This window comes from Wolbachia pipientis, from assembly GCA_023052945.1.
GTDB lineage: Bacteria > Pseudomonadota > Alphaproteobacteria > Rickettsiales > Anaplasmataceae > Wolbachia.
Genome location: CP095495.1, coordinates 936754 through 962041, shown reverse-complemented (window position 1 = coordinate 962041; position 25288 = coordinate 936754). Strand labels below are relative to the sequence as shown.

At 35.0% G+C, this 25288-nt stretch carries 17 protein-coding genes, 1 tRNA gene and 5 pseudogenes; 7 read left to right on the top strand and 16 right to left on the bottom strand.

Annotated elements, in window-relative coordinates; translation table 11 throughout:
- Window positions 1-14: 14 nt before the first annotated feature.
- Complete coding sequence (locus MWH06_04640; GenBank protein UPA55753.1) at window positions 15-2660, top strand: 2-oxoglutarate dehydrogenase E1 component; 2646 nt, start codon at window positions 15-17, stop codon at window positions 2658-2660.
- Here the strand turns inward: MWH06_04640 and MWH06_04635 are convergent.
- Both MWH06_04635 and MWH06_04630 read right to left on the bottom strand, forming a co-directional pair.
- Complete coding sequence (locus tag MWH06_04635; GenBank protein UPA54595.1) at window positions 2653-3252, bottom strand: TIGR02217 family protein; 600 nt, start codon at window positions 3250-3252, stop codon at window positions 2653-2655. The genes MWH06_04640 and MWH06_04635 overlap by 8 nt on opposite strands.
- Window positions 3253-3460: 208 nt before the next feature.
- Window positions 3461-4210, bottom strand: a complete 750-nt coding sequence (locus MWH06_04630; GenBank protein ID UPA54594.1) for a DsbA family protein — start codon at window positions 4208-4210, stop codon at window positions 3461-3463.
- A gap of 322 nt (window positions 4211-4532) precedes the next feature.
- On the opposite strand from MWH06_04630, the gene MWH06_04625 reads away from it, so the two are divergent.
- From MWH06_04625 to MWH06_04615, 3 genes and pseudogenes are all read left to right on the top strand, one after another.
- Window positions 4533-6002 carry an ATP-binding protein gene (locus tag MWH06_04625; GenBank protein ID UPA54593.1) on the top strand — a complete coding sequence of 490 codons (1470 nt, stop codon included), beginning with the start codon at window positions 4533-4535 and terminating at the stop codon, window positions 6000-6002.
- Between the two features lie 3 nt (window positions 6003-6005).
- Window positions 6006-7492: pseudogene (locus MWH06_04620) on the top strand (UbiD family decarboxylase).
- A gap of 43 nt (window positions 7493-7535) precedes the next feature.
- Window positions 7536-7787 (top strand): annotated as a pseudogene (locus MWH06_04615) (phospholipase D family protein).
- A 61-nt stretch (window positions 7788-7848) separates the two neighbouring features.
- Here MWH06_04615 and MWH06_04610 read toward each other — a convergent pair.
- Window positions 7849-8664 (bottom strand): annotated as a pseudogene (locus MWH06_04610) (transposase).
- A 79-nt stretch (window positions 8665-8743) separates the two neighbouring features.
- On the opposite strand from MWH06_04610, the pseudogene MWH06_04605 reads away from it, so the two are divergent.
- Window positions 8744-9025 (top strand): annotated as a pseudogene (locus tag MWH06_04605) (phospholipase D-like domain-containing protein).
- Window positions 9026-9134: 109 nt separating this feature from the next.
- Entirely contained in the window at window positions 9135-9692 is a 558-nt protein-coding gene (locus MWH06_04600; protein ID UPA54592.1) for a hypothetical protein, read from the top strand.
- 81 nt (window positions 9693-9773) lie between these two features.
- Here MWH06_04600 and rnc read toward each other — a convergent pair whose 3' ends face one another.
- From rnc to MWH06_04575, 5 genes are all read right to left on the bottom strand, one after another.
- Window positions 9774-10472, bottom strand: coding sequence for a ribonuclease III (gene rnc, locus MWH06_04595; GenBank protein ID UPA54591.1), 699 nt, complete (start codon window positions 10470-10472; stop codon window positions 9774-9776).
- 90 nt (window positions 10473-10562) lie between these two features.
- Window positions 10563-11621 carry a quinone-dependent dihydroorotate dehydrogenase gene (locus MWH06_04590; GenBank protein UPA54590.1) on the bottom strand — a complete coding sequence of 353 codons (1059 nt, stop codon included), beginning with the start codon at window positions 11619-11621 and terminating at the stop codon, window positions 10563-10565.
- A 365-nt stretch (window positions 11622-11986) separates the two neighbouring features.
- Window positions 11987-12058: transfer RNA gene (locus MWH06_04585), tRNA-Cys, on the bottom strand.
- A gap of 5 nt (window positions 12059-12063) precedes the next feature.
- Window positions 12064-12960 carry a class I fructose-bisphosphate aldolase gene (locus MWH06_04580; protein UPA55752.1) on the bottom strand — a complete coding sequence of 299 codons (897 nt, stop codon included), beginning with the start codon at window positions 12958-12960 and terminating at the stop codon, window positions 12064-12066.
- A gap of 64 nt (window positions 12961-13024) precedes the next feature.
- A complete protein-coding gene (locus tag MWH06_04575; protein ID UPA54589.1) occupies window positions 13025-15331 on the bottom strand; it encodes an AAA family ATPase in 2307 nt (768 codons plus the stop codon).
- A 220-nt stretch (window positions 15332-15551) separates the two neighbouring features.
- Between MWH06_04575 and MWH06_04570 the strand changes: the two are divergent.
- A pseudogene (locus MWH06_04570) lies at window positions 15552-16366 on the top strand (transposase).
- Between the two features lie 127 nt (window positions 16367-16493).
- Here MWH06_04570 and MWH06_04565 read toward each other — a convergent pair.
- From MWH06_04565 to MWH06_04530, 8 genes are all read right to left on the bottom strand, one after another.
- Window positions 16494-17720 (bottom strand): DEAD/DEAH box helicase, encoded by a 1227-nt coding sequence (locus MWH06_04565; GenBank protein UPA54588.1) that lies wholly within the window; start codon window positions 17718-17720, stop codon window positions 16494-16496.
- Between the two features lie 35 nt (window positions 17721-17755).
- Window positions 17756-18007: a cold-shock protein gene (locus MWH06_04560; protein ID UPA54587.1), complete on the bottom strand. Its 252-nt coding sequence runs from the start codon at window positions 18005-18007 to the stop codon at window positions 17756-17758.
- Window positions 18008-18181: 174 nt separating this feature from the next.
- Window positions 18182-19516, bottom strand: coding sequence for a TldD/PmbA family protein (locus MWH06_04555; GenBank protein ID UPA54586.1), 1335 nt, complete (start codon window positions 19514-19516; stop codon window positions 18182-18184).
- Between the two features lie 18 nt (window positions 19517-19534).
- Window positions 19535-20407, bottom strand: coding sequence for an ATP synthase F1 subunit gamma (gene atpG / locus MWH06_04550; protein UPA54585.1), 873 nt, complete (start codon window positions 20405-20407; stop codon window positions 19535-19537).
- Window positions 20408-20616: 209 nt separating this feature from the next.
- Entirely contained in the window at window positions 20617-21837 is a 1221-nt protein-coding gene (locus MWH06_04545) for a heme biosynthesis protein HemY (GenBank protein UPA54584.1), read from the bottom strand.
- Entirely contained in the window at window positions 21834-22565 is a 732-nt protein-coding gene (locus tag MWH06_04540) for a hypothetical protein (protein ID UPA54583.1), read from the bottom strand. The genes MWH06_04545 and MWH06_04540 overlap by 4 nt, the downstream gene beginning before the upstream one ends.
- The gene (locus tag MWH06_04535; protein UPA54582.1) at window positions 22558-23787 is read right to left on the bottom strand and encodes a lipoprotein-releasing ABC transporter permease subunit; all 1230 of its coding nucleotides are present in this window, start codon (window positions 23785-23787) and stop codon (window positions 22558-22560) included. Before MWH06_04535 ends, MWH06_04540 begins: the two co-directional genes overlap by 8 nt.
- Before the next feature lie 133 nt (window positions 23788-23920).
- On the bottom strand, window positions 23921-25219 hold the full coding sequence (locus MWH06_04530; protein UPA54581.1) for a sugar phosphate nucleotidyltransferase: 1299 nt from the start codon (window positions 25217-25219) through the stop codon (window positions 23921-23923).
- Window positions 25220-25288 lie beyond the last annotated feature (69 nt).

Here is a 25288-nt window from a genome sequence, read left to right as displayed (position 1 = left end):
TTTATATAGTAATTATGTCGAGTTTAAGCTGCCTTCATGGTGATAATGCAGAATTTGTGGAAGAAATGTATAGCCGTTATCTGCAGGGCGACAAATCAATCGGAGAAGATTGGTATAGAATTTTTTTAAGCAATTTAGAAGTTAATAAAGCGGAGTCTTGTGGTGCACAGCGTGCAACTAAGGTGGATGATTCAGTAGCAAATTTCTTCAGATCTTATGGTCACTTTTTTGCAGACTTAAATCCATTGTCACCAAATGAAAATCAAGAAATAGATTATCAAAAATATTCAAATCTATCTCCAGCACGTGACACTGGAATCTATAGAGATATTTACTGCAAGAATATCGGTTTTGAATTTATGCATATCTCCTCTTATGAGGAGAGAATATGGCTGCAGGAAAAGATCGAAAATCAAACCTATACGCTGAGTTCACAAGATAAAAAGGAAATCCTGAGGCACTTGATCGAATCTGAGATGTTCGAGCAATTTCTCCATATGAAATTTCCTGGATATAAACGTTTTTCTATCGAAGGTGGAGAGTCAACTATTGTTGCAATTGAGAGAATTATTAGTGATTCTGTGGCTTTTGGTATTGAAGAGATAGTTCTCGGTATGGCTCACCGCGGACGACTCAATGTTCTAACCAAAGTTATGGGCAAAGAATATGCGGCAATGCTATCTGAATTTCAAGGCAACCTTGCATACCCAAGTGGTCTTGAGGTGTCTGGTGATGTTAAATATCACCTTGGTTACTCTTCTGATCGAGCACTTGCCGGTGGTAAAAAAATACATTTAAGTTTATGCCCTAATCCATCTCACCTTGAAGCGGTAAATCCGGTTTTGGCTGGAAGAATAAGAGCAAAACAGAATATAAGGTCTGTGCTTGGCATATCAATTCATGGTGATGCGGCTTTTATCGGTCAAGGTGTCATTGCCGAGACCTTGAGCCTAAGCAACATTGAAGGTTATAAAGTGGGTGGTATTGTGCACATTGTCATTAATAACCAAGTTGGTTTTACTGCAAGCCCAAGCTGCGCACGATCCTCTTTTTATTGCACTGACATAGCAAAATCAATAGAAGCTCCAGTGTTTCACGTTAATGGAGATAACCCAGAAGCGGTGAGTTTTGCTGTAAGTCTGGCGATGGAATATAAGCAGAAATTTAAAAAGGACGTGGTGATTGATATAATATGCTACCGCAAATACGGCCATAATGAAGGCGATGAACCGAATTTCACTCAGCCACTTATGTATAAGACGATATCAAAGCATAAAACTCCTGGAACATTGTATGAAGAAAAATTGACTGCAGAGAAAGTATTAAGTGGTGATGAGGTAAATAAATTACGCAGTGAATTCAGGGCAAGATTGGATAAAAGTCTTGCTGAATCAGCGGCTTACACTCCAAAAAAAGCTGACTGGTTCGGTGGAGTGTGGTTAAAACTAAGAAGAGCAAAGCTGAATGATTTGAACGAATACTACACGAATTCTGGTGTTTCACCGAGTGAGCTAAAAAAACTAGGTGTGCATATAAATAGCAATATCCCAAGCGGTTTTAATATCAACAATAAGGTTAGAAAAATACTCGATGGAAGAATAGACAGCATAAATTCTGGTAGCAATATAGACTGGGCAACTGCCGAAAGTCTTGCATTTGCGTCACTGCTTACAGAAGGAATAGGAGTGCGTTTATCAGGCCAAGACTCTGGTCGTGGGACTTTCTCGCACCGTCATTCAAGGCTTGTTGATCAGGCAACAGAAGAAGCGTTTATTCCGCTAAACAATATAAATGAAAAGCAAGCTCACTTTGAGGTCATAGATAGCGCTTTATCAGAGTATGCTGTAATGGGCTTTGAATATGGATATAGTCTTGATTCTCCGTATTCACTGGTGCTCTGGGAAGGACAATTTGGTGATTTTGCAAATGGTGCGCAAATCATGATCGACCAGTTTATTGCATCTGCAGAGACAAAGTGGTTGCGATCAAGCGGTCTAGTTCTATTGTTGCCTCATGGTTATGAAGGGCAAGGACCTGAGCATAGCTCCGCACGTATAGAGAGGTTTTTGCAACTCTGCGCAGAGGATAATATGCAGGTAGTTAATTGTTCCACTCCGGCAAATTACTTCCATGTCTTACGCAGACAAATGCATAGAGACTTTCGTAAGCCTCTGGTAGTATTTACACCTAAATCGCTACTGCGTCATAAAAGAACAGTTTCTAACCTATCTGACTTTGAAGGAAAATTCCTCACGGTGATCCCAGAATGTAGAACAGGTTTAGTTTCAAATAATGAAATACGTAAAGTTGTAATATGCAGTGGTAAAGTTTACTACGACATAATTGAAGTATGTGAAGCACAAAAAATAAACGATATAGCAGTAATACGTTTAGAACAATTCTATCCGTTTCCAGCCGATAAATTAAGTAGCGAACTTGAAAAGTACAAAAACGCTGAAGTTATATGGTGCCAGGAAGAACCGAAAAATATGGGAGGATGGTTTTTTGTCAACCCATTGATAGAAGAAGTGTTGTCCAATCTCGATATCCAAGCAAAAAGACCTAAGTGTATCGCAAGACCTGCTGCTGCATCTCCTGCATGTGGTTATACTAGTGTTCACACTCAGCAACAGGAGGAAATTTTAAAGCAGCTTAACTAAACTTCACCTCCACTAGTGGAATGTTGCTCCAACTGCTGCTACCGTAGTTATCAATAGAAGCGTTTAAATAATCTGTATCAAAGCGCACGGGCACATCAAATTCGAAGCTCGCAGTGATTATCGCATCTTTTACCGGTGGCTCCATAAATGTTATTTCTCCCGTTGAATAATTTACTGAATATTCACTCTCTTCTTTACCATTTAAATAAATCTTTACTGTCCCATGTACTGGCTTTTTGATCATGCGTATATGCTTATCTTCCCCACTTACATAAGTTTTAATTAGCTGAAAAGTCGTTTTTTTGTTATCTCCTATACCAATCTTTTGATTAATGGCTATAAAATCTGACCAATCCTTAAAACGAAACCCTATTGCTTTACCTTTTCGTGCATGAAAAAATGTTATGAGTTCTGTTAGCTGCTCGTTTGATCTGACCCCGTAAGCTATGTTGTATCTAGTGCGTGCATGAGACCAATTGATGTTGCGCTGTTCACAACCGTTATGAGTTGTTACAACGTCAGTGGAAAATTCAGGTCCTCCAGTGGAACCATAAGATATATTTTCTGGAAATCTAATTTCTGTGAATGACATATGTCCTCCTATGAAAGTAAAATTAAAGTAATTTGAGCTAAATAACACCAGGTCATCCTGATTAAAAAGTACAATTATTGATGTCTGTGCTTGAGAGAAAACTTGCTAATTGAATAGTATCTTAAGTGTAATTTAAACACCACACCTACGGTACATTGTACTCAGGTTCATTTGAGTTGTCAAGCAAAAAAATAAAATTTTATGGCAATTAGCCTTTTAATTCATCTACTTTTTTGCGTAGTACATTTAAATCAGTTGCTCCTACGAACAGGCTATCCCCAATTATTAAAAAAGGTGTGCCACCTACTCCCAAATCTCTTACTAGGAGCTTGCTGCCATTTATCATTTGCTCAATTTTGTCTGCATTATTTTTCATGGAACTATTAAAATCGTCCTCATCAATCCCTATGCTTTTCACTATATCCAATATGCTTTCGTCTGAAAATCCTCCTTTGTGACTTAAAGCAGCATAGTGAAAATCGAAATATTTTTCTTTATCAATAAAGTAAACAGCTAAAGCGCTTTTTGCTGCCCTTAAAGAGCCATGACCAAGTATTGGAGCATCTCTAAAGATATACTTAATTTTACCGTTGTTAATTAACTGCTTTATATCATTCTTCATAGCTTTGCAATATCCACAAGAATAGTCAAAGAAGCCTGCAGCTACAACACTACTATTTTCATTTCCGGAGTAAGGATAAGTAAGGTCAAATATTTGATCCTTGTATTGTGAAATTTTACTTTTGGTTACATTATCTCGAGCAACGTAACTACTTTTAATCGACTCCTCTTTGAGAGTTTTTACGATCTTATCAAAATTTCTACTTATATAATTATCTAATTTCTCACCTATATAATCATCGCTTAGCATTTGGCTGCGATTTGAGAGCCAATTATTTATTATTGGCAAACTTGCTATTACTATTATTAAAATCAATAGAAACGATATTCTAGACATACATTTGTTAAAGGACCTGCAGTATAAAATTTTTAGTACCTGTATATTGAAAAAAGCATCTAATATTAATATATAAAAACATTTATATCAAGTGTATTTTATAACCGGTTTTGCCGCAAGTGCAAACTTTACGCAAGGAAACTCAGGCACAAAACTCATCAGAAGATTTTATAATGCAAGTAGCCAAAGCACGCCAGAATAGCCAATTATGAGATGCTCTATCTTTTACCGCCGCGTATAACAACTGTAAATATGGCGGTAAAAAAAGTTGATCATCTTATAACCGCCGTGTATAATGCTAACAAATGCGGCGGTAAATTATATGAGCGAACCAATAATTGGTAGAGAAAAGGAAATAGCCATTCTAGAAAGTAAGCTTCTCTTTTCCCCATTTGCTGAGTTTATTGCAGTGTATGGTCGGCGTCGTGTGGGTAAGACGTACCTAATAAAACAATTTTTCAGTGAACATGCCGATATTTTATTTGAACAGACAGGCCTTAATAATGGTACTATGCAAGAACAGCTTAAAATCTTTACACAGTCATTATCAAATACTTTTTACAAAGGTGCAAAAATGGCTTTGCCTGAAATGTGGCTGGATGCATTACAACAATTAACACTTGCTATTGACAACACACATGAGAATGAACACATTGTCTTATTTTTTGATGAACTTCCATGGTTAGCTACGAGAAAGTCTCGTTTTCTAGAAACGTTAGAATATTTTTGGAATATACATTGGACAAACCGAAAGAAGCTTATCTTGGTTGTATGTGGTTCAGCAGCTTCTTGGATGTTGGAAAATATAATTTATACCAAAGGGGGGTTGCATAACCGCATTACCGCAAGGATACCTTTGCAGCCTTTTAACTTACGTGAAACTAAAGAGTACCTAAGATATTTAGGAATCAACCTTAATCACCAGCAGATATTACAGATCTATATGGCTATTGGAGGAATACCACATTACCTTAAGGAAGTAAGTAAAGGATTATCAGCAGCACAAAACATTAATATGATCTGTTTTCAGAAGGGTGGTTTGTTATTTGATGAATTTGATATGTTGTTTCACTCCTTGTATGAAGAGCCAGAGACATATCTAAATATCATTCGTGCGATTGCAAAAAAGCCAAAAGGGATAAGCAGAAAAGAACTTATAAAAGCGACTAAAATCACTGAGGGTGGTCGCTTAACTGCTAAATTAAGGAGTTTAGAAGAAGCAGGATTTATTGGTGGTCTTTTACCATTGAACAAGGAAAAGAGAGGAGTATATTACAGGGTAATGGACGAATATGTATTATTTTATCTAACGTGGATTGAGCCGTTTAAGGAAGTAACAAAAAGGGCAATAATAAGTGATGCTCACTATTGGGAGTTAGCAATAAAGAAACCAGCTTGGCAAACATGGACAGGGCAAACATTTGAAGCAGTGTGTTTTAAACATGCCAATGTAATTAGAAAAAAATTAGATATAGAGCATATAGCAGTTATATGTGGAGATTGGCAATATCAACCGGAAAAATACAGTAAAGAGTCTGGTGCTCAAATAGATCTAGTTTTCGATCGAGAAGATGGATGTGTAATGCTCTGTGAGATAAAATATAGTGATAAACCTTATACAGTAACAAAGGAATTTGTCGAACAATTAAAAAGAAAAGAAGCAGTTTATAGAGAAAAAACGAAGTCAAAGAAGCAAATATTCTGGGTGTTAATTACTGCAAATGGAGTTTCTGAGAACCAATATCTAAAAGATACGATACATCATGTAATTACGCTGGAAGACTTGTTTTGAGCTATGTACAACAACTTACGCGATTTCATCTCTGCTTTAGAAGAAAAAAAAGATCTGATTAGGATTAAAAAGGAAGTTTCAACAGTTCTTGAAATGACAGAAATTCACCGTAGAGTTCTGTTAAGCAAAGGACCAGCAATCATTTTTGACAATGTTGTCACAGAAAACGGCAAAAATTCGATTTCAGTTTTGGTAAATTTATTTGGCACTATCAATAGGATAGCTTTAGGGCTGAACATAAATCCTGGTGAACTAAGAGATCTTGGTAAACTTCTGGCGTTTTTGCAATCTCCTGAGCCACCAAAAAGCCTCAAAGATGCTATGAAGATGTTTCCTCTGCTAAAAGTTGTGTTGTCGATGCGAAGTAAAGTCGTGAGCAAAGCTCCATGTCAAGAAGTGGTGCTAACTGGGGATGAGGTGGATCTCAGTTTACTACCTATTCAAACGTGTTGGCCAAATGAACCTGCACCGCTTATCACCTGGCCGATTGTGGTAACAAAAGGCCCAACGGAAGACAAGCAAGATAATTTCAATCTTGGAATATATCGTATGCAGGTCGTAGATAAAAAAACGACTCTAATGCGCTGGCTTGCACATCGTGGAGGGGCAGGTCACCATAAACGGTGGAAGGAAAAGGGGCAAGGTATGAAGTTTCCTGCTGCTGCTGTAATCGGCAGCGACCCTGCAACGCTTATTGCTGCGGTAACTCCAGTGCCAGAAACATTGTCAGAATACCAATTTGCTGGATTGCTGCGCAAGAAGCCGCTTGAACTTGTAAACTGTAAAACTATACCACTTCAAGTGCCAGCTCATGCGGAGATTGTTCTGGAGGGCTATGTAAGTTTGGATAGCTATCGAGATGAAGGGCCATACGGAGACCACACCGGTTACTATAATGCTGTTGAGCAATTTCCTGAGTTTAACATTACTGCAATTACTATGCGCAAAAATCCAATTTATCTCAGCACTTTCACTGGCAAGCCACCAGATGAACCATCAATTCTTGGTGAAGCACTCAACGAAATCTTTGTGCCGATTCTTATCAACCAATTTCCAGAGATAGTAGACTTTTATCTGCCACCAGAGGGTTGTTCATATAGAATAGCGGTGATATCGATAAAAAAGTCTTATCCAGGGCAGGCAAAAAGAATTGTTATGGGCACACTTTCCTTTCTAAAGCAATTTTTATACACGAAGTTTATTATCGTTGTTGATGATGATATAAATATACGCGACTGGAAGGAAGTAATGTGGGCAATATCAACAAGAATGGACCCTGTGCATGATACAATCATGATAGAAAATGCACCTATTGATTATTTAGACTTTGCTTCCCCTGAAAGTGGCTGGGAGGTAAGATGGGATTTGATGCAACAAATAAAATCCCGCCTGAAACCAAACGAGAATGGGGAGAGAAAATTGAAATGAGCGAAGAAATAGTAAGAAAAATCACGGAGAAGTGGGAAGAATATGGATTGACAAGTGATTAAATTATGATGTAGCCTATCGCCGTATATCCGGGGGTGGGTTGTTGTGAGGCTTTTTCACTTTTTATTCTTGTTAATGTGTTTTTCTCTGTATTACTATGCGGGTTTTATATTTTCGCCCTGCCCAAAAGCTACGGTTTGCTTTTCACCTGGAGAAGATTGTGCTGTACCGATAATCAGCGTAATAGATCAGTCTAAAAAATCTATCTTAGTTCAAGAATATACATTTACTCTTGGAACAGTTGCAAAATCTTTGATTAATGCTAAAGAACGCGGTGTTGATGTTAAAGTCATCTTAAGACCTGCTGCGAATCAAGCGATAAAAAAAAGGAAAGGAGGGTGACTAAAATCAAGGTTAACTAAAAGGCGTGCTTAAGATTTACAATACCAGCAATAATATTGAACCTCAGGTTATATTTTTTCTGAAAATTGCGATAAACATTCGACATAATCTTAAATATCTTTATCTCTCGGATCTTGTTTTCTACTCTCATTCTAAATGATGCTAATCTTCTATTATGCTCTGGAGTTAATGGCTTTTTACGATACTTTTTATATGGAATTATAACATTGCTTTGCAATTTTTGCCAACCTTGATATCCAGAATCGGCATGTTTTATGCTATCAAGTGGTAAATATTTTTCTTGTTTCCTTATGCGGAAATCACTAATTCTACCACGGTATGACTTTGACACTGATAAAATTCTTCCTCCTTCTTCGATAATAATCTCAGTTTTCATAGTGTTGGTTCTTTTTTTTCCTGAATATGATTTCTTCCGTTTTTTACTATCTTCTGGTCTCTGTATTTGCTGTTCTGTAACATCAGCCAAAATCTTCAGTATTTTTTCTGGCGTCATACTTCTATCTTTTGTTATAGTCACTTTTTTGGCGAGTAATGGCTCTATTCTCTTAAGTAACCTACATACATTTGCGTTGTGTACATTGAATAGGCATCCTAAAAATCTATGTGTTATGTAAGTGCGATAGTACAAAATTACGCAAAACAACTTATCTTCCAGAGTTGGTAGTTTTGATCTTCTACCATGACACTTTTTCTGTTTTTCCTATCCAGACCCCACTTTTTCCACTACTTTTTCGAACTTCTCTATAGTTAAACCTGTTATATTACGAAAGTTTCTTGGGTGTTTTTTCATATTATAGTAACTAAAGCTCATTTTTTTTCCTTACTTGATCTGCTTATTCTTCTTCTACCTCTCTCACATCATTTTTTCAATCACCTTTTTCAGCAGGTCTTTAGATAAATCGCAACTCTACTCAAAATATAGTGTTATAAATGAATTATTTTCAGGTGGAGTACCAATTTGGATCGATGATAAGCCAAAGATTGCTCATAATAAGATAATGATTGTTGACAATCAAAAAGTCATCACAGGGTCATTTAACCTTAGTAAGACAGCTAAAAAAGGAAATGCTGAAAATTTATTAATTATTACAGATTATCCTGAATTGATTCAGCAGTATGTGAAAAACTGGGAGGCACGAATGTCACAATCTTATAAATACGCTCCCAACTAATCGAGAGCGCTTGCTCAAAATCGGTTTTAAAAACAGCAAGGGAGAGCTTTTTTGATTGATTGACATAATGATTATGATATAATGAACTAAAAGTTTAAGGAATAAAGTAATGGATTATATAAATGATGCTGCCGGTAGCTACACTGCCATTCATGATTTTTTTCAAAACAACGGTGTTGGAGATTACAAAGTTCAATGCAGTTATGGCGGGGTGCCGTATGCTACTGATGAGTACGTGCATTCTGGCGATAAATTTTGGAGTAATAATTTCATAAACTCACATTTTGGCAGGGAAATAAAAATGTATCCTCAAAGTGAACTTTTAGCTAAAGAATATGCTGGAAATACGTTGCCAGTTTCAATATCACTAGATAAGGATTTAATAAAAATGAAGGAATGTCAGAAAAAAACGAAATTTGTGGAACTAGAAAGGGAGTCAGGTGATTTAGTGTATGATAAGCAAAAGTATGTAAAGTGTTACACAACAAAGCTATCATATGATGATGTACATATTTACAATAACGATAAAGTTTCAACATTTAGCATAAAATACAACGTGCCAAATGATCCGAAATACAGTTTAAATATAACATTTACAAAGGTTAATGATAATAAACCAGGATTTTGGCAAAAATTTAAAAACATGTTTAACGTGACCATTCACTAGACTTCTTTCAAAATTGTTAGAGGGAGTGTAAGATCAAGTATTGAAAGCATGAAATATAGGAAATAGAAAAGCCTATTTTGCCTAAACTGAAGCGTCTTTTCCAATTTTTTCTAGCATCAACTCAGCAGCTTTTTGTTCAGCAATCTTTTTACTAGAAGCACATGCAGAAACTTTACCATAATCTTCTATGCAAACTGATATAGTAAATTCAGAATTGTGCGCTGGTCCAGTTTGTTTTACAAGCTCATACTCTGGTAAAGGCAATTTGTTTTTCTGAGTCCACTCTTGCAGTGAGGTTTTAGGATCTTGAGGGGGGTCGAGCATGCCTTTAGCTAGCTTTTCCCAATATTGGATAATAAATTTTTCAACATTTTCAAGTCCGCCATCAATATAAATTGCACCTATTAGTGCTTCAAGCGAGTTTTCTAAATTTTTTAGATTACATCTCCCTCCATTGCAGCGTTCACTATTATTCATGATGATAAAGCTGCCTAATTTTATTTCTTTAGCAATATTAGCAATGGTGTTGCCACAAACTAAATCCGTCTTTCTTTTTGCCAATGCTCCTTCTTTTTCTTCAGGAAATAGTTTAAACAGTATGGCAGATACGACCATATTCAAAACACTATCGCCCAAAAACTCTAGTCTTTCGTAGCTTACAATTTGGTTTTTGCTATTCCTTTTATTTACGCTTGGGTGAGTTAGTGCCTCTTCTAATATTGCATAATTTGTAAATTTATAATCAATGATCTTAGATATTGCATCATTCAAACTCTTCATACCCATTATTTAAAAGAAAAACACTTCCTACCACCTTTATACCAGAGAATTAGTTTTATTTTATTAAAATAATACCACCAACTTCCAAAATTAATGTATACAACCCACCACCTCACTAATGTTACTAAATCCATCTCTCCTTATTAGTTCCACAAGTTCTAGATTAATTTTGTTTACAACTTGAGGTCCGTGGTATATGAGAGCAGTGTACAACTGCACCAAAGAGGCTCCTGCCTTTATTTTTTTATATGCATCAACACCACTTGAGATTCCTCCGCACCCTATCAATAATATTTTGCCCTTAGTAAATTTGTACATATCGCCCAATAACTCGGTTGAAAGTTTGAACAGTGGTTTGCCACTCAACCCGCCACTCTCATTATGGTGGGAATGCAAATTATCTCTACTTACCGTAGTGTTGCTTACTGTTAATCCGTCAATTTCATATTCCAATGCAAGCTCAGCAATATTTTCTTTCGTTTGTTGATCTATATCTGGTGAGATTTTTAGTATTATTGGTGTGAATTTGGAATTATCAATCGCTTTGCGGATAGCTTCCAGTAATTCCGATAATTCTTGTCTATTATGCAAATTGCGTAAATTGGGCGTGTTTGGGGATGAAATGTTCAGCACTATATAATTGCTTTTTCCATACACCATCTTTATTAAATCAACATAATCACTAATTTGGTCTTTCGATGCACTATTTTTTCCTATATTTATGCCAAAAATACAGTCATCAAGCTTGGTTTCATCTATTTGTTTAAGAAAATAGTCTATTCCTTTATTATTAAACCCCAATCTATTGATTATCGCTTGATCATCAACTAACCGAAAAATTCTTGGTTTTTTGTTTCCATATTGTGGATTACGAGTTACAGTACCAGCTTCAATAAACCCAAAACCAAATGAGAGCATAGGTCTTATAACTTCTGCATTTTTGTCAAAACCTGCAGCAAGACCTACGGGGCTCCTCAGCTTATTACCAAAGAAATTCATACTTAAGGATTCTGGTAGGTCTATAGGTTTTCTATAAGGAATTTTTCTCAATGCCATAATTGCCAAAGAGTGAGCAACTTCGGGCGGTAGTAAAAATAGTAAATTATGTTTGTAAAACACTTTGCTTATTTTTAGTTTATTTTCTACCACTAAACACTATAAGAGTATACTTTAAAAATTTGAAAAACGCAGCGGTAGCAAATTTAGCTAAAAAAATTACTTCCGCACACTCAAAAATCTCATTATATTGACAGTAGAGGTACTTTAAGAGCTCGAAATCTATCTCTGTCTGCAGACTTTCTACTAAATAACCAAATTCAGTAAAAAATGTAGCGTAGCCTACTTCAGTGTATGTGGGTGCACACACGTGCTTAATTTCTGTCATAAGGTGCGTTGCATTTTTTCTGAATCTTTTTTATATGGGGATTTTATGCCTTGACTTTATAGCTAAAGTGTTACCGACAACCGTCATTCCGCGGCGGTAGGGCTTTGGTTAGCTCCTAATTGAAGTTAAGAGGCCGGGACCGGAATTGAACCGGTATAAAAGGATTTGCAGTCCTCCGCATAAGCCATTCTGCCACCCAGCCATTTTTCATGTGTAGATACCCATTATATCTTTTAGCATAGATAAAGCTTCCTCCCCTTTGCGTTGAAAAGTGTTACGGCCAATAATTGAACCATTACCACCACCCTGCTTAATTTCTTTCGCTTCATTGCATATGTCATCTACTTCCTTCGATTCACCACCAGAAAAAACTACTATTCTTTTCCCTGCAAAACAAGATCTTTTAACATATTCAATTCTTTTAGATAATGATTCAATATTTTCTGCTTCTATTTTCTCCCTTTCCAAATATTTAGTTGGAAGTTTTACTTTGATTATATTAGCGCCAAGCAAAGCTGCCATGTGTGCAGCATAGGCAATAACATCAACCGCTGTTTCACCTTCTTTGGAAATTCCTTCACCGCGTGGATAAGACCATAACACTACTGCAAGCCCATAAGATTTGGCTTCAGCTACGATTTCACGGGCTTCTTCCATCATATCGAAACACTTAGCAGAACCAGGATATATAGTAAATCCAACAGCCAAGCAGCCCAAACGCAGTGCATCTTTCACAGAAGAGGTTATTGCTTGATCAGAAGTCAGATCTTTTGAATGTAAGGAGTTGGAACTATTAAGTTTCAAAATAAGTGGGAGCAGTCCAGCATAAGTCGAAGCACCAGCTTCAATCATACCAAGTGGAGCAGCATATGCACTTACTCCCGAATCAACTGCAAGCTGAAAATGATAATGTGGGTCATAAGCATCAGGGTTAACTTCAAAGCTTTTTATTGGCCCGTGCTCAAATCCTTGATCTACTGGCAGAATCACTAACTTGCCAGTACCGCCAAGCTTTCCATGCATGAGAATACGAGTAAGATTTGCTTTTACCCCGGGGTTTTCACTTTCGTAGTAGCTTAGAACTTGTTTTACTTTATCACTTATCACTATAATTCAAATTAAATTTAAGTTATAAATTGTAACAAAGATGAAGTTCAATACAAGGATTTTAAACTATATCAAAAGCAATTTTATCTTCTACTTTATTCATATAGATTCTTAATTTCCTTCCTTTTGTTAATTTACGATTCAGTATTTCTTCCGCTAAGTAACTTTTTATCTCTTTTTCAATAAGTCTCTCTATCGGACGTGCTCCCATTTCCTTGCTATAACCCATTTGTACAAGATAAGATTTTACTTCGTCTTCTACTGAGCAGTTTATGCCTTTTTGCGTCAGTTGCTTTTTCAGTTCTAGGACAAATTTATCCACAATATGCAAAATCACATCCGTACTTAAGTCAGAAAAAGAAATAATCGCATCAAGACGATTACGAAATTCAGGGCTAAAAACCTGTTCTATTGCTTTTTCGCTATCACCAATGTTAAAATTTTTATGCCCAAAGCCAACAAAACTTTTGCTGCGTTCAACTGCTCCTGCATTGGTTGTCATAATTAAAATTATATTGGAAAAGTTAACTTTACGTCCGTAAGTGTCTGTAACACAACCATAATCCATAATTTGTAGCAATATATTATAGATATCGCTATGGGCCTTTTCAATTTCATCAAGCAGCACAACACTATATTGATTGTTAGATACAGACTCTGTGAGTAATCCACCCTGATCATAACCTACATATCCAGGAGGAGAACCAATAATCCTTGATATCGTATGGGATTCAATATATTCGGACATATCAAAGCGTATAAGATTCATGCCCATGCTTTCTGCTAATTGTTTTGCTAGCTCGGTTTTACCAACACCGGTTGGCCCTGCAAAAAGATAATTTGCTAAAGGCTTATTGTAATTTCTCAACCCAGATTTAGCAATTTTAATAGAATTAACAAGAGATTCTATTGCCTGCTCTTGGCCAAAAATCACCTTTTCTAGATTAGCTTTTAAAGACTTTACTTTCTGCAAATCATCAGATTCAGATCCGCAAGGCACATTTGTAATTCTAGTAATGGTATTTTTAATATCTCTACTATTTACAATTTTACCCCTGTTTCTTAGCAATTTACAATATGCCCCTGCCTCATCAATAACATCAACCGCTTTATCAGGTAATATTCGCCCAGTAATATACTTATGCGAAAGTTCAGCCGCAGACCTAATGGCATTCTTTGTATAATATACTCCATGATACCCTTCATAGTAGTGCTTTATGCCATCTAGTATCTTTATCGTTTCATTAACAGAAGATTCTTTAACATTAATTTTTTGAAACCTTCTCGCTAGTGCTTTATCTTTTTCAAAACTAGTGCTGTATTCTCTATATGTAGTTGCACCTATACAACGTAGTGTACCTCTTGCAAGCGCAGGTTTGAGTAGGTTACCTGCATCAAGAAAGCTACCACTTGTAGAACCTGCTCCAATGATAGTGTGTATTTCGTCAATAAAAAGGATAGCACCTGGTTTTACCTCAATCGCTTTTATTATAGATTTTATTCTCTCTTCAAAATCACCTCTGTAGCGTGTCCCTGCAAGGAGTGATCCTAAATCCAAAGCATAAATTATACTGGACCTGAGCGCACTCGGAACACTGCCTTCAATGATCTTCAATACCAAACCCTCAACTATTGTTGTTTTGCCAACACCTGGGTCTCCAACATATAAAGGGTTGTTTTTTCTACGCCTCAATAATATTTCTATAGTGCGATTTAATTCATAATCACGACCAATAACATAATCTATTTTTTTGCTTCTTGCATAGTCATTTAAATTTTTACAATAACTTTGTAGAATTTCCTCATCTTTTAGTAGCTCACCTTTATTTACTGTAGTAGAAGCGTCATTATTTTTATCAAGTTTTACTTTATGATTGGTGGTGTATTCATCTATATCGTTAGAGTATTTCATATTAGATATATGGTAAATCAAATTGGAATCTTTCGCACTTTGTTTCTGCAATAGATCTTCAACGTATAAATCTTGCCCAGACAAAATCTCTACTAGAACACTTGCTCCATTTATTTCTTTTTTCCCCAAGCTATGAGACCGTATTATTGCTCTGTGTATTATGCATTGAAACATTGAGCTAGGTTTAACTCCATTGATAATCAATTCAGAACTGCTTTGTAAAAACCCTTTTATATTATTATTATAATCATTAGCCTTAATATTGCATCTTGATAGAATGTTATCCATATTGATGATTTCATCGGCTCTGATATTACATCTTGATAAAACGTAATTTACATCCACGTCTTTAGTTAACGCCAGCAATAAATGTTCTACTTTCGCATATTTTAGATTAAAATTAGAAGCAATAAGTAGCGCCCTATTCAAACTTGCCTCTAAGTTTTTGGAAATCATCGCCTATTCTCTTTAAAAGTGGGAACTCATATATAATGAATAGCACACAATTATTAAAAAAATTGAAATCCAGCAGTTCGCTGTAGCCAATTTGAATCCCCACTCTGGATCTACGTCATAGCACCGCGATATCTCAACATAAGACCTGCTGAAAAAGGTGATTGAAAAAATGATGTGAGAGAGGTAGAAGAAGAATAAGCAGATCAAGTAAGGGAAAAAAATGAGCTTTAGTTACTATAATATAAAAAAACACCCAAGAAACTTTCGTAATATAACAGGTTTAACTATAGAGGAGTTCGAAAAAGTAGTGGAAAAAGTGAGGTCTGGATGGGAAAAACAGAAAAAGTGTCATGGTAGAAGATCAAAACTACCAACTCTGGAAGATAAGTTGTTTTGCGTAATTTTGTACTATCGCACTTACATAACACATAGATTTTTAGGATGCCTATTCAATGTACACAACGCAAATGTATGTAGGTTACTTAAGAGAATAGAGCCATTACTCGCCAAAAAAGTGACTATAACAAAAGATAGAAGTATGACGCCAGAAAAAATACTGAAGATTTTGGCTGATGTTACAGAACAGCAAATACAGAGACCAGAAGATAGTAAAAAACGGAAGAAATCATATTCAGGAAAAAAAGAACCAACACTATGAAAACTGAGATTATTATCGAAGAAGGAGGAAGAATTTTATCAGTGTCAAAGTCATACCGTGGTAGAATTAGTGATTTCCGCATAAGGAAACAAGAAAAATATTTACCACTTGATAGCATAAAACATGCCGATTCTGGATATCAAGGTTGGCAAAAATTGCAAAGCAATGTTATAATTCCATATAAAAAGTATCGTAAAAAGCCATTAACTCCAGAGCATAATAGAAGATTAGCATCATTTAGAATGAGAGTAGAAAACAAGATCCGAGAGATAAAGATATTTAAGATTATGTCGAATGTTTATCGCAATTTTCAGAAAAAATATAACCTGAGGTTCAATATTATTGCTGGTATTGTAAATCTTAAGCACGCCTTTTAGTTAACCTTGATTTTAGTCACCCTCCTTTCCTTTTTTTTATCGCTTGATTCGCAGTAGGTCTATAGATTCTGCTAATGAGTAGCGGAATGACGAGTTTTACACTTATCAAGTTGTAGGTAAATCCTATTTAATATGCTTTTTCTAGTACTCTGCTTTTCTTTTTAAATGCATTGATCTTTTTTCTACCGTATTTAGTCTTTAACGTACTTGGCCTTTTAAAGACCTTTTTGCTATTACGTTTTTTAAATTGCACACTACAATCAAAATTTGGCTCTCCTTCTTTGTCTGCCAATGCAGGCAGTCTTCTCTTATCTTGAGGTGTAACAAAAGATAGCGCATGCCCTTCAGCTCCAGCACGTGCAGTTCTGCCTATACGATGAATATAGTCAGCTTGCGATTGTGGTGCATCATAATTGATAACATGTTGAATGTGGGGAATATCAAGGCCGCGAGAAGCAACATCTGTTGCAACCATGATTTGATTGCGGCCACGACGAAAAGAATTAATGACCCTTTCGCGCTTGTGCTGCCTTAAATCACCATGAATTGCTAAAGCGCTATAGTCATCTTTGTACAATCTGCTAGCTAGCTGATCCGCTCCTTGCTTTGTTTTGACAAAGATAATGATTGATCCTTCGCGCTGACATAGTTGTGTAACAAGCTTTTCATATTTTTCTGATTCTGATGCATAAACAATCTCTTGCTTAATTTTTACAGAAGTTGTAGTCTCACAATCAACAGAAATACGTTCTGGTCGATTAAGGTACTTCTCAGTAAGTTTAACTATATCACTAGGAAGAGTTGCAGAAAACATAAGAGTCTGCCGTATTTTTGGCAGATATTTCATGATCCCTTCAATTTGAATTCCAAAGCCCATATCAAACATACGATCCGTTTCATCAAGCACAAGAACGCTAACATTGCGAGTAATCAAAGTTTTACGCTCAATATGGTCTATAATACGACCAGGAGTACCTATTACAATTTGTGGTTTTTTCTGAAGCTGATTTAGCTGCCTAAAAATAGGCTCACCACCAATCAATAAAGCGACCCTTAGTGCAGAATTTTGAAATAAGAGTTTTCTTATCTCATTTGTTACCTGATGCGCAAGCTCCCTGGTTGGCACGATGACTAAAGCTGAACCAGTGTTAGGCTCATTCAGCAAATTAGCAACCAACGGAATAGCAAATGCCAAAGTTTTTCCAGTTCCCGTTTGAGCAGACCCAAGAATATCTTTACCTTGTAGCGCTAAGGGAATCGCTTGTATTTGAATCGGAGTTGGGACGAAAAGATTATTTTTATCTAGAGCTTGTGTAAGCGAAGCTGGGAGACCCATCTCATGAAAATTATTCACAATACGTTAACCCTATTAAAAGACTTCATAATAGATTAATCTTCCAATCTTAAATTTATTGCAGATTTTTTATCTTCTCCGTTTCTACCGCGCTCCTCTTTAACCTCATAACTCACCCTTTCTCCTTTTATCCCCTTCTCTTTATTCTCTCCTTTAAGTGTCTCAGGCCTTATTCCTGAACGTTCCAACGTGCTAATATGTACAAAAACATCACCCCCTTTACCTTCTGGCTTGATGAAACCATAGCCTTTTTCGGCATTAAACCATTTTACATTACCAAATTCCATTTAAACAACTCCTAAATTATTAACTAACATTACTAATGTGATGAAAAACTTTGAAATTACGATTGAGAATGCTTTAAGCTTAGCTATTGAAACTAAACCTTTATACTCCATAGTCTATTCTTAACATTACATGACAATAATACACAATTGCTGTACTTAATGCAAATAAATTTTTTAATCGTTAAGCGAACCTGCAACCGTCATTTCGCTAACTTTAATCGTTGGTGAATTAAATTGCCCACAAAAAGTTAGATCATCTGCAACGACTAAATTGCTAAACATATCCTTCAAATTGCTAGCAATGGTAATCTCATGTATTGGATACGTTATTTTTCCATTTTCTATAAAAAATCCGGAAGCGCCTTGGCTGTAATCGCCATTGATTAAATTAACACCAAAACCAAATAAATCAGTTACATATATTCCCTCTTTCACTTCCTGAATTAATTCTTCAAACGATACATTACCATTCTCAATGTAGAGGTTACTAGCTGCAGGAATAACTGCAGCATTACTTGCACGAGTTGCACTTCCGGTTGTTTCTGAGTCTAATTTTCTAGCCGAGTATAAGTCTAAAATCCAATTTTGTAATATTCCGTTTTTTACAAATATATTTTTCTTGCTAGTTATCCCTTCTCCATCAAATGGTCTCGATGCTATGCCTCTTGGCAACAATGGATCATCGATAATATTAATTCTATCGTTGAAAATCTGAGCGTTTAAACTACCCCTCAAGAAAGAACTGTTGCTTATAATACTGCTCCCATTTATAGCAGAAGCAAAACTTTTTACTAGCCCTTTTGCTGCTCTTTTTTCAAAAATAACTGGAAATTTACCAGTTTTAATTGTACGTGAATTCAATTGATCAACTGCTCTTTTTGCTGCTTCTTTTCCCATTAACTCTGGCAACTTTAAATCACTAAAATTACATGCTATATCATAATCGTAACCAACCTTCATTTCACTTTCTCTTCCAGCAACAACAGAGACCTGATTAGCAAAGGTTGATTTACTAAACGAGCAAATAAAACCAGAAACAGTCGATAATACTGCATTCACTAAAGCGTATGAAGAAGAGGCTCCTTCAGAATTAGTGATACTCTTATGTGCAAGGGCTGAATTTTCTGCAGCTTCAGCAATTTCTTTTAGGCTATCAACGGTTACAACATTATTATCTGAGATACTTAAATCTGCAGAAGAGATATAATTACTACCATTTACAGCAAAATTAATGCAAGGATCTTCTGGCGCATTCTTTGCCATTTCTACCACTTGGCTTACCGTATCACTAAGATTATTCAAATCGTTTGTAGAAATATACGCAGCTTTGTTTTTACCTGCTATAGCTCTGATTCCTACAGTGCAATTTTTAGATTGTGATATTTGCTCAATTTTTGATAGACGCTGAGAAACTGAAGTCTTATTAGTTCCATATATTGTAACTTCCGCATCTTGATTCTGCTTTTTTATTAATTTAGTGATATCTGCTGCAATATTTAATATATTCATTTTCTACTCCTTAGATTTTTATAAAGACTCTGCACCACCTATAACTTCAATTAAATCAGTTGTAATTGCTGCTTGACGAGAACGATTATAAAGCAATGCTAGTTTGTTCAGCATCTCTTTAGTGTTTCTGTTTGCTGATTCCATAGCAACCATCCTAGCACTATTCTCACTTGTTGCACTTTCAAGCAAAGCAGAGTAAAGAGCAATTACAACGTAATCTTGGACCAAAGATTTTAAAATAAATTCAATATTTTGTGGTTTATACTCATAGCCGTAATCTGTTGTTGGACCAGCCAGAGAGTTGTCAATCAAGGATGAGTCTTCACTCCATGGTTTTATTGTTTCCAACATTGGCTTTTGCGTGAAGGTATTATAGAATTTACTATAAAAAACTTTAACTTTATCGTATTTACTTAAATCTATACCATCAACCAAAGCTTCTACGTACTTTAACGTGATCCCCTTACTATTTTCAATTTTTAAGATACTTTTAGAGTCAAATCTATTTTTACCTACATCAAAAGCTTTTTTACCAAGAAATACAATATCTACTTTTTTGCCATTTGCGATTGACTTATTTACACGCTCTTGACTAAATTTGACAATAGAAGAGTTAAAGTTGCCGCACAAGCCACGATCAGACGCAACAATGAATACTAGATAAGAACCGTCGTTACTGACATTTAGAATTTTTGCCAGTAATTTTTGATCAACTGATAGCATTAATGAAGAAATAATGCTATGCAGCTTAGATATATATAATTTTGAATTTGATAATTTCCTTTGGCTTTGTAATAACTTTGCTGCAGAAACCATTTGCATTATTTTCGTGGTCTTCTGTACAGACCTAATATTCTTAATTCTTAAGGATAATTCCTTTAAGCTCTTCATTTTATATACAACTCTGATTTATTAAAATATATAATTGTTAGTGTCTAAAAGCAAGTTTTTTTGACATTAGAACCAAGTCTAACTAAAAAACTTGCAGGTTTATTATTTTGAAATAAGGGTTATATTAAGAGATCTACTACAAAAATTGTTCAATAGAGGCCTTTGATGGTAATTTCCCATATATTATTATCATCACACTTTGTGGAACCTTATAATATATAACAAACGCAATTAAAACTATTGCAATTTGAACATTTATGATCCCATTGCTTTAGTTCTCTGTTACAATTTTTACACTTCCAGCCCGGATCAGGCAAAGCTTCTGAGCCCATCTTGTTTAGCCAATAAATTACCTTGTCGTGTTCTTGCAATGTAACCTTGAGTTGTATTACAATAAAGTAGATTGACATGTAATTAGCTTTTTTCATAGCAGTGTCTAAATATTGACTTACAAGATCATATTTACCTGAACTCATTGAGGACAAAGCAAGTAAACAGTAACTAAAATAATAATCAGGGCGTAAGTTGTATAGTCTTTCAGCACCTTTACTATTTAAATTGATGTACATTCTAGCTGACTGAGGAGTAGGATTTACTGCATATTCTGTCTCTAGCACTGCAGAAGCTTTTCTGATTTTTCCAAGTTTAATATATAATTCTGCTTTTAAATAATTGATGGACCGAAAGGTTGCATAATAACTTTGTGCTCTGAATAAAGACTTTATAGCTCCTTTAAAATCCCCTCTACTTTCATATTGTTTTGCCAAAGCACAATAAAAAACTGCAAACATTTCTTTATGGTCAAAGGGAAGAAAAATATTGAACTTAACTGCTTCCTTTAACCTCAAAATTGCATTAATCCAATCTTCTTTCAATATGCAATGCTCTATTTGAAAGGGAATAGATAGCATTTTATCATTAATTGAACTAGAGCAATATTCTATAAATTTTTGAAAGACTACTTTTTCTTGTTTGAGGTGAACAATCAGCTTATTGGCCAGAAGTAGAGCTAAGTTACGATTTTTATTTGCAATATTTGTTAAACCGTTACTGAAAAAGCTGTAATTTCCCGTCTTACCTGAGTTAAAGAGCTTTATTAAAGATAACCTATTGCTTTTTTCATTTAAACTTTTAACTACCTTTTGAGCGTTCTCTATATTGTCTAAGTCTATGCTAAAGAAAGCTTCAAAGAGAAGCAATTCTTCCCTATCTCTTCTTCTATTTCTTATGTTGGCAAATGTTGATAAAATGGAGGAAAAAAAGCGTACAAGTGTAATTAATAAAAATAATAAAACTACACAAGTAAAAATAATGAAATATAGATCAATACTTATAGTGTAATTGCCTAATTCCAATTTTATTACTTCACCACTTACCTTGACCCATATGCCAAATAAAAACGAAAGAGCGAAAATTATAAAATAAATCATGAGATATATTGTAATAAGTGATGATATATTGTTGAAATATTCTTAGAAGCTACAATAAAACCATTCAATTTATTCAGCCATGGCTTGAATTCTGAATGCGTTAAATTGCTTACTGTAACAGTTATATTTTGCCAATCATTATCGTTTATTGACTCCTCAATTTCTGCGAATTTTGCCCTTAATGGGTCATTTTTATCTTGTATTCTAATCCAGTTTGAAATGATTTTTTTAGACAATGTACTTTTATTGTAGTTAATAACAGCAATGGTCTTCTCAAAAGATAACTTCAACTCACGTAAAGTATCTACCTCTTTCAAACTTTCCAATTCATTTACTGCATTTTCTATCTCTGGATCATCAAGCTCTGATATCAAAGGCTTTATTGAATTTATATGATTATCAAATTTTGCTTCTCGCAATAACGAATTCTTCATTTTAACTACAAGTAGCAGCAATCTTGCGAGGTTCTTATGCCTTGAGCTACCATCACCTTGCTCACATTGAGTGTGCAGAACTCTCTTTAAGTCAAATATCTTTTTTTCTACCCTGGATTGATTAACTTCAAGTGACATTCTGAATTCATCTATTTTTTCCGTTAAAACATTTATATTGTCTTCGCTTTCTTGCTGAATTATTTTTAAAAAGATTATGTTATTTATTGTGATGTAACCGGTAAATAACAATACAATTAAGAACCAGCCTATGTACTTTTGCTGAGTATCATTCATAACGTAGTATCTCCGCAGGATCTTGTGCAGCTGCCTGCAATGCAGGAGCAATTGTCGCTAAAAATGATAAGAGTAACGCAAGCGCAGAAATACTTACTACATCTTGAGGGACTAATATCACCGGTAAACTTGAAAAAAAGTATATCATAGGATCAAACAGCTTGACGTTAGTAATGTTTTCTAAAAACACTCTAATACTTTCGATATTGAGAGAAAAAACGACACCTATAATACAACCAAGACAAGTTCCCGTAAAACCGATTAATAGACCACAAGCGCAAAATATGCGCATAATGCTTCCACTTGTTGCACCAAATGTACGCATAATTGCAATCGCGGATTTCTTTTCTTGCACTATCATCATTAAATTTGAGATAATATTAAACGCTGCTACAACTATAATCAAAGTAAGAATTAAAAACATCACATTTCTTTCAGTTTTTAAAGCACTAAAATAATGGCTTTGCTGTAATTGCCAACTTTCAGCTTTCATTCCTATTTCTTTTTCTATAGCATCTGCCAGCTTATCAGCTCTAGTAACGTCGTCTACAAGTACTTCTATATTTTTTATGCTATTTTCATAATTAAAAAAGGCTTGTGCTGATTTTAGAGGTATATATATCAAGGTATTATCATACTCAAACATACCCATATCAAATATTGCTATAACTTTATATTTTTTCATTCGCGGCATTTCACCAAGTAATGCATCAAATTCTTCAGATGATATAAACGTAATTTTGTCGCCATAGTCAACGTTCAAAGCTTCTGCCAATCGTGCTCCTATTATTATCCCTTCATCAAATTTTTTTACATCACCTATAATTACATTATTTGTAATGGTAGTACTATCAAGCAAATCTTTAGTTGACACACCTCGCATTACGCTACCTGCAATTTTACCATTTGCTACAATAATAACTTGATCATTGGTCATAGGAGTAGCTTTTAATATACCAGGAATTTTCTCAATAGATTTCGAAACTGTGCAGTAATCTGAATTTATGTTCTTATCAAAATAAACATTAATATGGCCATCAATGCCAAGTATTGAGTCAAGCAACTTTGCTCTGAATCCGTTCATCACAGACATCACCACTATTAGTGTTGCAACTCCAAGGGCAATGCCGATAATAGAGAACAAAGTCATTATAGAGCAAAATCTGGCATTTTTCGCTCGCAAATAGCAAGCAGCCATAGTAATTTCAAAGGCAATGGACATTACAAAATATTTTGAGGTTAAACATTATATTCTTGAAACTTCGTATAAGTGTAGACTTTTCTTTATTTGAAAACTAGATATTTTTACTCCTTTAAATTTAGCAGACTTATAGAGTATCTTTAACATTAGAATTTCAAAATCTTCCATATACATCATCCAATCTCACTATATCATTATCAGATAAATGCTCTCCTATCTGAAATTCAACTATTTCAAGTGGAGAGCTTGTGCTTCTATTTTCAATCCTATGGGAAACTTCCCTTGGGATTTCTATCATATGGTCTTTTACTATAGCATATTCTTTGTCGCCTAAACTAACATACCCAACTCCTGATAGTACTATATGGTATTCATCTCTATAGTGATGGAATTGCTTAGAAGTGCAGCTTAATGGATTTATAAAAAGATATTTTATAAGAAAATTTTCGCTCATTAAAATTATACTATAAAATCCCCATGGCTTGATTTCTCTTCTTATCGCTTTTGCTTTCTTAACCTTATTAATAAACAATATTAGGCTTTTGTTTGGTTGCTTATAAGCTCCACCCAATAAATTTTTATTACTTTCTGTCGTTAAAACTGGTTCTTTTTCTCTAATCACATGCTGAAATGACACCGGTTCTTTGCTAAACTTCTCACTCAATTCTAAAACTGAATTCCAAGTTCCAACATCCAACCAATCGAAATTAGCCTCTACCATTGTAATGTTCTTTGCTTTTTCCATTACCAAGTAATCAATGGATATGCCTTCAATTCCTGCAAAATCTCGTTGTTTTAAATACAGAAATCTCTCTTGCGGTATGAAATGTTTCACACTTGCAAAACATAAATTATAAAGACTTGGGGCAGATTTTTTGATCTCATCTATATAGCGTTTTGCTTTAAACACAAATATTCCAGAGTTCCAATAATGATCGTTACTTAACTTACGCTCGGGTTTTTCTGTAAAATCTTTCACTATATGATATTTTTCTTTCTGATCATAAACTGCATTTATATAACCGTATTCAGAATTGAATTCATTAGGCTTAACCCCAAAAGTGACTATAGAGTTAGTTTCAGAGGCTAACTTAGACGCTTTTTGAGTAGAAGCATAAAAACTATTCAAATCACCTATGAAATGATCTGAAGGCAGAATTAACATTGTCTCGTTTTCATTGCAGAGAAGCGCAGCAATTAATATTGCCGCTGCTGTTCCAATTTTCACTGGTTCGAAAATCACTTTATATTCTTGCAGTGCATGCAATTCCTCCATCACTAATGACTCGTACTGTATATTTGTAGCAATTATGGGCGGCATATAATCGCTTTTTAGCCTCAACAAAGTGTTGTGAAACATAGTGTTCTGACTAAATATTTTCTGAAATTGCTTTGGCTTAGATAAAGGCCAAAGTCTGCTACCACTACCACCACACAATATTACAGGGCGCATTTAGTTAAGATATTAATTAAATAATTAATATCTTATACTGAGGGCAAAATACATGCAAGTTTTTGTTGT